This window comes from Brucella pseudogrignonensis (assembly GCF_032190615.1).
GTDB lineage: Bacteria > Pseudomonadota > Alphaproteobacteria > Rhizobiales > Rhizobiaceae > Brucella > Brucella pseudogrignonensis_B.
In genome coordinates this window covers 134,093-147,468 of record NZ_JAVLAT010000001.1, presented here as the reverse complement: position 1 = coordinate 147,468, position 13,376 = coordinate 134,093, and the positions used below count along the sequence as shown (strand labels likewise).

Here is a 13,376-nt window from a genome sequence, read left to right as displayed (position 1 = left end):
TTTTTCTGATTTATGTCCGTTTTTCTTAACGCAGACGTCCACTTGCATGAGCCAGCATCGTGTAAACTTTGCCGGTGTCCGACGTCAGGTAAGTCTGAGTTACCATGTTGTCGCGGTCGTTACGTGCAACGTCTTCGAGCAAGCGCTGGAAGTCGTCCATGTAGCGATCAACCGCGCGCCGGAACTCACCATCGGTCTGATATTTACGCTTGATGTCATCGAACGTCTGCTGACCCTTGAGGGTATAAAGACGACGCGTGAAGACATTGCGCTCACCGCGGCGGTAACGATCCCACAATTCAACCGATGCTTCATGATCAATTGCGCGAGTGATATCGACCGAGAGCGAGTTGAGCGATTCAACAACATGGCTGGGCGAACGTGGGGTCTGTGTTGGCTGTGCCTGAGAAGGAGCAGAAACTTCATCTTCAACCGATGCACGAGCAAGAAGGTCAGAAACCCAGCCGCGTGGTTTTTCGGAAGACTGTCCTGGTTGCGCAACCTTTGGAACCTCAACTGGGCGGCTGCGAACTGCCACGTCTGCCTGCTGCGGGCGCGCTGCTGCTACAGGCGCCTGAACCGGAGCAGGTGCTGCACGCTGTGTCTCTACTGGACGCGAAACCCGACGATCTGCACGGCTTTCGCCAACATCGACCAGACGGCCCGACTTATTGACGATTTCAGCCAGCTCTTTCAGAGCATTGATCTGCTCGCCAACTGCCCTGCGCATTGCGCTCGTCGTTTCCTTGGCTTCCGCGGGCATATCGAGAACGCCGCGCTTGAGTTCGCCGCGGGTCGTGTCGAGTTCGCTGCGAATTTCCGTTGCAGTGCGACGAATATCGTCGGTAGCAGCAGAGAACTTCTGGGAAGCCTGTTCAACGATCTCAGCGACGCTTTCGCGCATCTTTTCAGCCGATGTGCGTGTCTGGCCTTCGGCGCGCTGGAATGCGAGCGTGACAACAGATTCAAACGACTGCATCAACTTTTCGATGCCTTCCGATTTTTCAACGAGACCAGCAGCCAGCTTGTCGAGTGCCAGGTGACGATCTTCTAGCGTACCAGCAAGACCGTTCTGTGCTGAGTTAATCATATCGGAAGCAGTCGCGAGAACCTTTCCATGATCTTCAAAACGCTCGGCAATATCTGCAATCTGCGACAAAGTTCCATCGGAGAGTGCGCGAAGGGTGCCTATATTTGTATCAATGAGACCAGTCGAAGCCTGGAACATCTGCGCTGCACGGTTTGCATTCTCAACAAAGTTACTTGTCGTTTCGACAAGGCGGCCATCGATGCTATTGAGGTTGTTCGCGGCCGCATCGATCAACTTGCCAAGTTCGCCATTCGACGCCGAGAGGCGTTCAATCAGCTCACTGACATTTTCCGAAAGACCGGATTTTGCCTGCTGAACCGCAGCAATGGTTTCAGCTGTACGGTTAGCCAGTGCGTTGACGAGGGCAGCATTTTCCGCACGCAGACGATCGGTTGCTGCATGGGTTGCCTGTTCGAGCTGTTCTGCAAGGCCTCGACCGCTATCAGCCAGACGCTGAACCAAAGGTTCCGCAGTATCGTTGAGGATCTGCGTAATCTCCTGCGAACGAGCGGAGAGAACCGCATTGAGTTCGCGGGTACGTTCTTCAAGGGTAACAGCAGTTGTATCCGTTACCTGAGCGATACGCGCTTCAACAGAACCGAGTTCCATAGTGATACGCGAACCAATGTCTCCCAGACGTGTCGCAATAGCATCTGCGCGCTCGGTAAGACGAGCTTCGGTCCCCGACAGATTCTCAGTAACGCTGGTTGAGAAGGCTTCACTATGGCCAGCCAGCGTTTCACTGGTCTTGGTTGCAGTATCAGCGATACGTGCTTCAATTGCTGAAAGTTCGCCGGTGAGGCGGCTTTCAATGGCTTCAAGGCCAACAGCAATCGCGCTTGCACGCTCGTTAAGACGCGCTTCGGTGCCTGCGAGATTGTCGGCAACGCTCGACGAGAAGGCTTCGCTGTGGCCAGCCAGTGTTTCACTTGTCTTGCTTGCAGTATCAGCAATACGGGCTTCAATCGCCGAAAGCTCGCCGGTGAGGCGGCTTTCAATGGCTTCAAGGCCGCCGGCAATGGTGCTTGCACGCTCATTCAAACGAGCTTCTGTGCCTGCCAGATTTTCAGCAACGCTTGCAGCAAAGGCTTCACCGTGTCCGGCCAGCGTCTCGCTGGTTTTGGCAGCGGTCTCTGCAATGCTGTATTCAATCTCGGACATACGGGATGCAATTGCATTTGCGCGTTCGCTGAGGCGTTGTTCTGTGGCGGCGAGATTATTGCTGAGATCAGCAGTGAAGCTCTGTCCAAATCCATCAAGCGACTGACCAGCTTTCGCAGCTTCTGCGGAAAGAATGCTTGCTGCTTCTGTGATCTTGTCACGCAGCGAACCTGCAACCGTGCCAGCACTCTGCTCAAGAGCACGACGAACATTATCGACGCCAATCGCAAGCGCCTTTTCCATTGTCTGCGTGCGTTCTTCGATAATACCAGTCTGGCCTTCAAAGACGCGGCTGATGCTATCGCTGCTGTTTTCAATCGCATTGTGCAGGTTGTCTGTTCGCTGCGAAAGAATATCTCCGTGATCTTGTAGTGCCTGGCTCAGCGAAGCTGTGCTTTCAGTCAATGTTTCACGAATTGCAGCCGTGCGACCTTCAATGGTCTGTTCATGACCATCAAGAATTTGGGCAAGGGCACTATTGTGATCGTTCAGGACCGAACGAAGACCGCTTGTGCGTTCTTCAACGCGCTGTACGTGATCGGTAAATGTCGCCTCGAATGCATCGCGGCTGGCACCGATCGTTTGGCTGATGGCATGCGAACGCTCGTCAAACACGCGAGCAAGCTCCTGCTGATTTCCAGCAATGAGCGCCTCTAGCGATGCAACACGTTCATCGAAAGTGCGCGCCAAAACTTCGCGATTTTCATTGAAGTTATCGCGTAATGCTGTTGTGCGTTCGTCCATCAACTGAGCAAGCATAGCCTGATTGCCGGCAATGACACCGCTAAGGGAAGCAGCGCGTTCATCCAGTGAACGGGCGTGATCAGCAAATGTCGCATCAAGACGCGAAGCATTGTTTGCCATTTCTTCCTGAAGAACGTTGGTTCTGTCAGCGAGAATTGCCGCATGATGTTCCGCAACCGAATTGAGAGCCGAAGCGCTTTTGTTGATAGCGCTTTCGATGTCGTTTGTGCGGGCAGCAAGTGTATCGGCATGACCGCGAATAACAGCTGAAACGCGCTCGGTCTCACCTTCAAGCGACGCTGCAAGAACATCACGGCTTTCCGACAACTTACCGGCAAATGCTGTGGCATTTTCATTGAGAACATTACCGACGCTGACGCTGATCGAGGTCAGATCATCACTGATCTTTGCCTTTGTCTCATCGATCATCGTGCTCAGTGCATTGCGGCCACCTGAGAAGGTTTCCGCAATCTCACGGGTACGTGCAATGAGGTTTTCATTAATCTGACGCGAGCGGGTTTCAAGAGCCGCGTTGAGCTTCTCCGTGCTGCTATCGAGCGCATGAGCGCGGTTTTCAAACTCGCTAAGCAGCGAGCGACCACGTTCATTAAGCGTGGTGTCGAGCTGAGTCAGACGTGCATCAAACTCACTGACCATCGACTGCGTTGCTTCACCAAGAAGTGTCGCAATGCCAGCGGTACGCTCATCAAGTGCCGCGCTAACGCGTTCTGAAATCTCACGCGACTGCTGGTCAAGTGTCGTAATACGAGAGTCGAGCTGGCTTGAGAAAGCTTCACCAGAAGTCGTGATGCGGGTGGCAATGTCGCCAGTACGCGTTTCAATTGCATCAGCAATTGCACCGCCGCTTTCATTAATGCTGCTGATCAGACGCTCACCGGAATCGCCCAAGAGAGAGCTGAGCTGTTCAGATGCTGATGCAACATTATCACGTATAATGTTGGCAGCGCTCGACAATTCTTCTTTGAGCTGCTCATGAGCGCCTGTAATGGACGAGCGTACGCGCTCCGCATGGCTGACCACAGCTTCGCGTTCATTGCCAAGATCGCTCACGAGCGAACGAATACGAACTTCGTTATCTGTATAAGCGCGCTCTAGCTGATTGACTTCAGACTGAACAAGCGTTTCCAGCTCAACAGCGCGTGCAAGTGTGCGTTCAATGCCTTCATTCATCGCAGCAACTTCGCGACGAACAGCCTGACTGAGCGTCGATACGCGATCCCCAGCTGCTGCTTCAGGCTGCAAGAGTTTAAGTGCTGCTTCCGACATGCTGCGTGCAGCAACATGCATTTCCTGCGCGCGCTTAACGATGTGCGCAAAGCCCCAGAACATCGCGACTGGAAGTGCGACACCAGCCATCACGCCGATACCAGCAGGTGAGGAAAAGAAATTTGTGGTTGCCTGCAGGCTCGAAAACACGTCAGGGCTGATTGCCTTGCTAATCGCAACGCCGCCGGCGGCCCAAAGGACGCTCATGGCAGTTGTCGTCCAGTAGAGCTTGGAAGAGCGTTCTGTTACGCGGCGAGGCGCAGCAGTGATTGTACGGCTGCTACGGGAATCGTCATTGGCCGGTGTAAGAGCTGCGGCAGGCGTGGCAGCAACAACAGGCGCTGGCGAAGCGGCGGGCTTCGGTGCAGTTTGCTCAGCGGCAGGCTTTGCTTTGTTGGCTGGCTTTGGCGCAACATTGGCAGCTTCTGGCTTAGCAGTTGGGAAGGCAGCATTAACAACTGGCGGCATGGGTGGCGCGGCAGGGCTGGCAATGACGGAAACGGTTGCAATCGCTTCAGCCTTCGCAGTTCCTTCGGTAGTAATGTCTACAGGAGAAACAGTCGCAGCATCGACCACTTTCGTGTTCTGCTCAGCAACTAGTTCTTCGGCTGCGCGCGAAATCTGCTCTTCGAGGTCATCAACAGAGAACTCTTCGTCAAGTGCACTCAGATCCATATCAATGTCAAAGTCGTCACCGAATTCGATGTCGAGTGCATGTTCAAGTGCCTGTTCAACCTCGTGGTCGAGCTTTTGCGCCTTGGATTTAGAAGCCATAGCCTTGCCTACCTCGTACTCTTTACTGCGACGGCCGGATCAACTGAGAGCCGTTACAAAACTTACTCCGCCATTTTTCATCGTATCGGCTCGGGCTTGTTAAGGAAATAGGCGCCCAAGCTTGATCTGTAAAACTTTAAATACAAGGTTAACAGAAATGACCTGAGTTGCATAAAACCCCGGAAATCTGGCGTTTCATAGTTAATGATCATTCTGTGGAAATCGCACTCGCTTATCCTATAACCAAAATATCTATTCTTCAATTCGTTAACAAAAATACACGTAAAAAGTGAACTGGCAATATTCTGCACTTTTGGGTTTGATTCAACTTTGCTGCATCGTGCCCGTATCGAATAGGCTTATTGACGCCGATATTAATGTTTTCATCGTGGTCCCGACAAGGGGTGGGATGCTAATGGCAGCGTTTAACCCCAGAAGATGTGATCATAACGGCATATTGGCGCAGTTGGCTTAAACAACAGGTTATGGCGGTTGAAACTCTTTGAATAAGGCCGTATTTGCGTCTGCAAGATATTAATAGAACTCACAGCGATCACTTTGCATCGCATGAGCTTATCAAACACGCAGAACGCGCGTGTTCAGGAACTTAAAATGACAAAGATTATCTTCGTATCCGCCGATGGCGCTTCACGCATTGAAGTTGAGGCTGATAACGGATCAAGTGTGATGGAAGCGGCTGTTCGCAATGGCGTGCCGGGGATTGATGCCGAATGCGGCGGTGCTTGTGCCTGTGCAACCTGTCACGTTTATATTGACGAAGAGTGGACCGAGGTTGTTGGCGGACCAGATGCCATGGAAGAAGACATGCTGGATTTCGCTTACGAGCCGCAGCCCAACTCGCGTCTTTCCTGTCAGGTCCGTGTAAGCGATGAGCTCAATGGTGTTGTGATCAGAGTGCCAGAACGCCAGAACTAAGATTGTATTATATAAGGATGCCGCTGAAGTGTGTTCATGCACCTCAGCGGCATTTGTAATTTTCGGCTATTGAACCATCTTTTCGAGCTTATATGTTAGCAAGCGTTCAAAGCGGCGCTCGAAATTGATCGTTTCAACACGGTCAAATCTTTCCTGCGCTTTATCATGTGCTGCCATCAGCTTTTCCGTTACTTTATCAATGTCAGCGCGGAGCGAAGCGCAATCTTTGCGGCTGCGTAAGGACCGTATTTGACGTTCCATTTCGCTTGCATGGCTGCGGGCAATCACGATATGACTTTCTTCGTGGCGGCGAATATCCTGATAAAGTGTATCCCAGATCAGTGCGATTTCCGGTTCAGCTTTGCGGCGCTGTTTCCAACGTGGCAGCATGACCTTAGCGTGAACGTTCACATAAACATCCTGCACCTTACAGGCTTTCTGACCTGTGGCGCGGCCATAACGAACTTTAGCATCAAAACGTATCTCGGCGGCACCCGGATGATGCTGGCCAGTCTTTTTCAGAAAAGGCCCGCTTCGTGACAAAGCCTTATCGAGATCTTCTGCAGTTTTTCCATTCACATTATAATAGCTGAAGGTTCGGAAAATCGAAGCTGCCTGCGCCTGTGGAGCAATGATGGCAAAAGCCAGTCCCAATGCCAGAACTCGTTTTTTCAAAGACATGTTCCGGCACCTCTTCATAAACCAGAAAGAAAATTGCAAATTCATTGATGAGCAACATGGCATGCAATCGTCAAGAGAACTATAACGCATTCATAAAATGGCACTCTCGTTAGAGAGTTGTGTTGGCAGCGTTAATAAACAATTGGAATATCATTGAATGATCAAACAATGGCAGCTCGCTCATGGCCGTAGCCTCCAATTGGGTTCAAAATCGGTCATCATGGGTATTTTGAACGTTACACCAGATTCTTTCTCCGATGGTGGCAAGCATATTGAGCTGGATAATGCGGTGGCTGCTGCAAAAACAATGCTTGATGAAGGCGCTACGATAATCGACGTGGGTGGTGAATCAACCCGTCCGGGTGCGGCCAAAGTCGACGCAGAAACCGAAGCTGCGCGCGTTGTGCCAATCATTCGTGCACTGACCGAGCAATTTGGCTGTATCATTTCTATTGATACCTACCGCGCTTCAACCGCGCGGCTTGCGGTGGAAGCGGGTGCACATATCGTCAATGACGTCTGGGGACTGCAAAAAGAACCGGAAATTGCACAAGTTGCGAAAGAGACGGGTGCGGGGCTTGTCATTATGCATACAAGCCGGGACCGGGAGATCGATGCAGACGTGATCGCCGATCAATTTGCATTTCTGGATAGGTCACTCGAAATAGCGGGCAGGGCAGGCATCAACGCTTCGAATATTACGCTTGATCCGGGTTTTGGCTTTGGCAAAAGTCAGGATGAGGACATTGCGCTGATGGCGCACATGGAAGAATTGCAGCGTTTCGGTTATCCTCTGTTGGTCGGGACTTCGCGGAAGCGCTTTATCGGTGCGATGACCGGACAGGCTGAGCCTTTGCAGCGCGATATAGGAACTGCTGCGACATCGGTAGCGCTACGCTTGGCAGGAGCCGGCATTTTCCGCGTTCATAATGTCGCGTTTAACAGAGACGCCCTTGCAGTTGCTGATGCTATCCTGCAAAGCAGAGCACGTTCACAATAGGAAAAGAGCCGTGTATACCATCCGCATTATGAATTGCGCTTTCTTCGCGCATCACGGCGTCTTTGACGAAGAGAATAAGCTCGGGCAGCGCTTCTATGTCGATGCAATACTTGATGTTGATGCCGGTTCATCCCTGGAAAATGACGATATTGAAGGCACTGTTCATTATGGCATCGCCTTTACCGTTATTCAGGACATTATTACTGGTCGTCAGCGTTATCTGATCGAAACACTTGCGCTGGACGTCGGCAAAGCTTTGACTGAACGTTTCCCGCAGATCAAACGCGCCGAAATCACCATTCGCAAGCCAAATGCGCCGGTTCCGGGTGTACTTGACCATGTTGAAGTTACGGTGGTTTATCCGCGCTGATGAACAATGAATTGCCTTATCGCGCCTGGCTTGGTCTTGGCGGCAATATTGATGATCCAATTGCGTCTATCGCAAAAGCCTTAAGACTGCTTGATGCCCGGCACGACACAGAAGTCGTCTCAGTATCGAAGGTCTATCGCACACCGCCCTGGGGCAAGACGGATCAGGCTTGGTTTCATAATGCCTGTGCGGAAATCAAAACCACGCTTGCACCGCTTCAATTGATTGAGATCTGCCTTGATGTTGAGCGTTCATTGAAGCGCGTTCGCCTTGAGCGTTGGGGACCGCGTATCATTGATATTGATATTCTTGCGATGCAAACAAAAGCAGGAGAGGCGATCATCATGAATGATGCGACGCTCGAACTGCCGCATCCGCGCATTCAGGAGCGGGCTTTCGTACTGGTTCCACTCAATGATATTGCCCCAGAACTTAATATCTCATGCAAAAGTATTTCCGAATGGAACGCTGCCTGCGCGAGTTCTGACATAGAAAAAGCCCGCACAGATGCGGGCTGGTGGCTTGAAGAATAGAGAGCTTTAGTTTTTCGCGATGCTGCCAACAGCGATATTGTCAACGCGCTTGAGGCTCATACCGATCACCGGAACCAGTTCTTTCTCGACACGAACAGATACTGTGACATTCATCGTATTTTTATCAGCAACACGCGCAAGCATCGCGCCGTTCAATTCTTTGCGGTTAAGACCAAGAACAACCTTGTTGCCTGTGACCGTGCCGGAAGTGACGTTCAGGCCCTTGCCTTCTGCACCATCGTTAAACTTACCGGAATAGGTAGAGCCATCGCGTGTGATTGTCGCTTTCATCGCCTGTGAGAAAACACCAACGCGGCATGTACCATCAAGTGTCATGCCGACTGCGGCATCCGGCGTTGTGCCAGCGAGATTGCAGACGAATTTGGTGCCTTTGTATTTACCAGCAACAATTTCACCCGGACCGGACCACTGGCCTTCGATTGTCTGGAAAAACTGTTCATCCTTATCTGCGGCTAGAGATGGCGCAACGAAAAGCGATGCGGGCAGGAGCGTGAGGCATGCAGCGATGGTGTTTTTCATAGTCAGCTCTGTCCCGGAATTTTGGCCTGAAGGGCACAGTTCCAATAGATTATTTGTAAACACGCCGCAACCGAAGGGCAGAGTGTTTTATGGCGCAAGGATCAAAGATTCGAACACCCTAAATTCATCTCTCATAATCGTCGTGAATGGTTAATGCTTTATTGTCATCGCTATTAAAGCTGGCAAATTTAGCGAGAATAAAAAGCTTTCTAGCTACGATCCTTTGACTTTACAGCCTTATCGCCATTTAATCGAGCGATATCGCCAATAAAGTCGCCAACACCGGGGCGTTTTTCTGCATTAAACGGGAAGGGTCGAACCACATCCATAGCGGCAATGCCGATCCGCGCGGTCATCAGACCGTTGACCACGCCTTCGCCGAGCTTTGCCGAAAGGCGCGACGCAAGCCCATGTCCGATGAGTTGCTGAATAACGCTATCGCCCATGGCAATCGTGCCTGTGACTGCCAGATGTGCCACAACGCGACGAGCCAACTTGAGAAAGCCAAGCGTTCCCGGTCGCCCACCATAGAGCTGTGAAAGCCGGCGTATGAGACGCGCTGATTCAAAAATTACATAGCCAATATCAACAAGCGCACGCGGGCTGATAGCCGTGACAATCGAAACACGCTTCGACGCATTGAGGATCAGCGCACGTGCTTCACGGTCCAGCGGGCGAAGGATTTCAGTCTCGGCAAGGCGAATGAGATTACGACCATCAATGATCTCATTGGTCAGACCATCCAGCATCTGCCGTCCGCGTGCGGTTTCCGGCAGACTTGCTGCGATCCCACGCAACTCATCAACCGCTTTTCGCGCTGCTGCCATATCATCGCGCTCAGCCGCATCTGCCGCGTGTTTTCGCAAGTGCTGCACCGAGGCAAGCCGTCGAAGAGCCATCAACTCGCGCGCAATAATTGTCACAAATGCAGCAAGCGCCACCATCGCCACGCCAAGCGCTGTCCAACCAAGCCAATCAGCGCGTGAGAATAGCGCCTGAATGAGATCTTCAATCCAGATGCCAATGGCAAAGGACGCGAGAACACCCAGAGCACCAAACAAGACCTTGCTCAAAGACCATCGGCTACGCGGTGGTGCTTCAAAAGTCGGATCCAGAATCTCAAGTTCTGCAGCTTCCTCTTCACTCAGCGCAAAAACATCAATGTCGGGTACGACTTTTTCAAGATCGGTAACGGCACGTGGGCGGCGCGGTGTTTCTGCCGCGACAACCTTTTCCGCAGGCTGCTGAACGCTAAAGGCCGCTGGTTTGCGTGGAGGTTGCTCACTCATGCCAGACGATCTCCAATCAGAAACTGCAATGCACGATCCAGCCGGATATGCGGCAGCGAAAGCGTGATACCTTCCGCCGTGCGTTCAAGGCGCGGCGGGCGAAAACGGACGAAGCGAATTGCAGGATCATCACTCGAAAGCGATGGTTCGAATATTACATTAGGATTTTTTGGTAAATCACCGGGAAATATAGCAGTTTCTGTTTCACCATCAAAGATTTCACCATCGATCCGCTCCCCCTTGAGTGGCGTTCCGATGATAACTGGCAGCGTGTCCTTGCCTTCTTTAACCGTTGCTTCGCGAGTGGCGCGAACAGCAGCCATAGCCAGAACCTCAATGTCGGCACCAGAAAAATCTGCTCGCTCAATCGCGCGTTCGACCAGGCGCCGAACAATGGCTTGCAAGCGGTCATGGCTTTCGTGATGCAGATGATCGGCCTTCGTGGCGGCCACCAGAATACGACCAATGCGGCGCTGAATAAGCCCCGTCAGCAAATTCGCACGACCGGGGCGGAAGCAGGACATGATGTCGGTCAGTGCTCGTTCAAGATCGGCAACAACAGCGCCACCAGCATTCATAGCTTGCATGGCGTCAATCAGGATGATCTGGCGATCAAGACGCGCGATATGCTCGCGAAAAAACGGCTTTACGACATGTGTTTTATAGGACTCATAACGGCGTTCCATCATTGCAGCCAGACTGCCGGTTTTGAAATCTTCCGGTTTCAAATCGGGCAGAGGCGCGAATGTCAGGGCAGGTGACCCATCCAGATCACCGGGCATCAGGAAACGCCCCGGAGGAAGCGTCGATAATGCCCGCTCATCAGCCTTACCAGCACGCAAATAGGCAGTAAAACTCTTCGCAAGGCGCTGCGCGGTCAGTTCATCGGCATTATCGGAAGGCGTGACGGTGTGGGCTTCAGCAATCCACTCCTGAGCCAGATCCTTATGCGTCGGTTCGTTTGCGAGCGCAAAGGAATCGGCACTGAACTCACGATAGGTCTTGCCGAGCAAGGGCAGGTCGAGCAGCCACTCACCCGGATAATCGACAATATCAACGGAAAGTCGACCCGGAGAAAGCCAGCGCCCCCATGCCGATGCGGTTTCATATTCAATTGTCAGGCGAAGCTGCGATATGGCACGAGTAGAATCCGGCCAGATGCGATCATCAAGCAGCGCTGAAAGATGTTCTTCATACTGAAAACGCGGCACAGCATCATCTGGTTGCGGCTCAAGCTGCGAGCGCGATATGCGGCCTGACTTATACGCTTCGAATAGCGGCAGACGACCGCCATGCACCATGTTATGCACAAGAGCCGTGATGAAAACGGTTTTGCCCGCGCGGGACAGACCAGTGACACCAAGCCTAAGCGAAGGAGACATCAGGCCGGTTGCCCGATCGGTCAACGTGTCGAGTGCGATCCGTGCTTCATCGCCGAAACTGGTCAGTTTTACCAATTGTGCCCTCGTAAAAATTGCGCCATATCAAATCCATAGATAGGAACTTGTGAGGCATATCAACAAGGTGTCAGCAATATCGTTGTGCTATGCATTCAGCGTGGAACTAGAAAACTTTCCAGGAAACCCTGCTTCTGCGCAATCTCTGACAATGGTCCATCAAATGTGAATGTTGCGAGTGCAGCTGTGGGAAAGCCTGCCTCAAGCCTTGCCACGCTTTGCGGATCACCATCACCTGTCAGCGCCAGTGCGAGATCCTCGATGCTCGGATTATGCCCGACCAACATTAGCTGCTCGGAACTTGAATTGTTCTTTATGGCCTGCAAATATTCGCCAGCGCCGCCGCTATATATTGTCTGATCAACAACCGTCTCAACATCAATCCCAAGTCGCTCTATCAAACCAAATGCGGTTTCGCGGGTTCTGGAAGAAGCGGACAAAACAATCCTGTCTGGAAGCGCGCCAGATGATTTCATCACATTTGCGAGCCCGTCCAATGAAGCTATGCCTTCTTCATCCAGCGATCTGTCAAAGTCCTTCATGGCTGGTTTTGGCCAGATTGCTTTGGCATGTCGAAGAAGAAAGAGGCGACTCATTATGGAATCCCGTGCAAACTTTGAGGAGGATCGAACACATTTCATGCCACAATTGCTTCGAAATAGGGATAGGATTTCCAATTTCAGCCAATTTTTATATTAAGAGAATTAATATGCACAGGTAGTTTTGCTTCAATATTGGGCATAAGATTGATCAAGGATTGTCCTGTTGCGGTAATTATGTTTCGTAAAGAGTTCTAAGATTGCTGTTTTGAAGCGTTTTACAAAAATAAATGCGAATTTTTTACATTTTTAATTTCAGTCGCTTATAAATTCATCATAATCACATAATTTTGATGAACTAAAAAATAGCTCGCAGCGTGTGTTTAATGTTGTGTCATCGATGTGATCGACTTATATACCGCACGCGTCTCCTAGATGTGGGGTAATTCAGAATGAGTGAATTGATCGACCTTGACTATAGGCCCACTGAAGACGAGCCGTTCATGAATGAACGGCAGAAGTCTTACTTCCGTGGAAAGCTTATTGCATGGAGGAATGATATTCTGCGCGAAGCGCGCGAAACTCTCGACGCGTTACAGCAGGAAAATGCAAACCACCCGGACCTGGCGGATAGGGCATCCTCCGAAACGGATCGGGCTATTGAACTTCGCGCACGTGACAGACAGCGCAAACTGATTTCCAAAATCGATTCAGCCATTGGCCGTATTGACGAAGGGACCTACGGTTTTTGTGAGGAGACCGGCGATCCAATCAGTTTGAAACGTTTGGATGCACGACCAATCGCAACGCTTTCCATTGAAGCACAAGAGCGCCACGAGCGCCGCGAAAAGGTTTATCGCGACGATTGATTTATTTCAGTCGAACAGAAATTTTTAAGGCTGCGTTTTCGCAGCCTTTTTTCTTTGGCTTATAGGTCAAACGCAAAGGGCGTCAGCATTTCTGCCGACGCCCTTT

General features: G+C 51.4%; 10 protein-coding genes and 1 pseudogene. 5 read left to right on the top strand and 6 right to left on the bottom strand.

Going from position 1 to position 13,376, the window contains the following annotated elements:
• Positions 1-142: 142 nt before the first annotated feature.
• Positions 143-5,056 (bottom strand): annotated as a pseudogene (locus RI570_RS00745) (hypothetical protein); the annotation flags it as partial.
• A 612-nt stretch (positions 5,057-5,668) separates the two neighbouring features.
• Between RI570_RS00745 and RI570_RS00740 the strand changes: the two are divergent.
• On the top strand, positions 5,669-5,992 hold the full coding sequence (locus RI570_RS00740; protein ID WP_313826523.1) for a 2Fe-2S iron-sulfur cluster-binding protein: 324 nt from the start codon (positions 5,669-5,671) through the stop codon (positions 5,990-5,992).
• A 66-nt stretch (positions 5,993-6,058) separates the two neighbouring features.
• On the opposite strand, the gene RI570_RS00735 is transcribed toward RI570_RS00740, so the two are convergent.
• Positions 6,059-6,673 (bottom strand): DUF922 domain-containing Zn-dependent protease, encoded by a 615-nt coding sequence (locus RI570_RS00735; protein ID WP_313826522.1) that lies wholly within the window; start codon positions 6,671-6,673, stop codon positions 6,059-6,061.
• A gap of 157 nt (positions 6,674-6,830) precedes the next feature.
• On the opposite strand from RI570_RS00735, the gene folP reads away from it, so the two are divergent.
• The 3 genes from folP to folK are packed head-to-tail and all read left to right on the top strand — an operon-like array spanning position 6,831 to position 8,576.
• A complete protein-coding gene (gene folP, locus RI570_RS00730; RefSeq protein WP_313826521.1) occupies positions 6,831-7,673 on the top strand; it encodes a dihydropteroate synthase in 843 nt (280 codons plus the stop codon).
• Positions 7,674-7,683: 10 nt separating this feature from the next.
• The gene (folB, locus tag RI570_RS00725; RefSeq protein ID WP_250040731.1) at positions 7,684-8,043 is read left to right on the top strand and encodes a dihydroneopterin aldolase; all 360 of its coding nucleotides are present in this window, start codon (positions 7,684-7,686) and stop codon (positions 8,041-8,043) included.
• Positions 8,043-8,576, top strand: coding sequence for a 2-amino-4-hydroxy-6-hydroxymethyldihydropteridine diphosphokinase (gene folK / locus RI570_RS00720; protein WP_313826520.1), 534 nt, complete (start codon positions 8,043-8,045; stop codon positions 8,574-8,576). The genes folB and folK overlap by 1 nt, the downstream gene beginning before the upstream one ends.
• A 6-nt stretch (positions 8,577-8,582) precedes the next feature.
• On the opposite strand, the gene RI570_RS00715 is transcribed toward folK, so the two are convergent.
• The 4 genes from RI570_RS00715 to RI570_RS00700 all read right to left on the bottom strand — a co-directional run bounded on the left by RI570_RS00715 (position 8,583) and on the right by RI570_RS00700 (position 12,458).
• Complete coding sequence (locus RI570_RS00715; RefSeq protein WP_313826519.1) at positions 8,583-9,116, bottom strand: hypothetical protein; 534 nt, start codon at positions 9,114-9,116, stop codon at positions 8,583-8,585.
• 209 nt (positions 9,117-9,325) lie between these two features.
• A complete protein-coding gene (locus RI570_RS00710; RefSeq protein ID WP_313826518.1) occupies positions 9,326-10,405 on the bottom strand; it encodes a TIGR01620 family protein in 1,080 nt (359 codons plus the stop codon).
• Positions 10,402-11,862: a YcjX family protein gene (locus RI570_RS00705; RefSeq protein ID WP_313826517.1), complete on the bottom strand. Its 1,461-nt coding sequence runs from the start codon at positions 11,860-11,862 to the stop codon at positions 10,402-10,404. Before RI570_RS00705 ends, RI570_RS00710 begins: the two co-directional genes overlap by 4 nt.
• Positions 11,863-11,957: 95 nt before the next feature.
• A complete protein-coding gene (locus RI570_RS00700) occupies positions 11,958-12,458 on the bottom strand; it encodes a histidine phosphatase family protein (RefSeq protein ID WP_313826516.1) in 501 nt (166 codons plus the stop codon).
• A gap of 395 nt (positions 12,459-12,853) precedes the next feature.
• Here RI570_RS00700 and dksA point away from each other — a divergent pair, with 395 nt between their 5' ends.
• On the top strand, positions 12,854-13,270 hold the full coding sequence (dksA, locus tag RI570_RS00695; protein ID WP_250040726.1) for an RNA polymerase-binding protein DksA: 417 nt from the start codon (positions 12,854-12,856) through the stop codon (positions 13,268-13,270).
• The last annotated feature ends 106 nt before the right edge of the window (positions 13,271-13,376 follow it).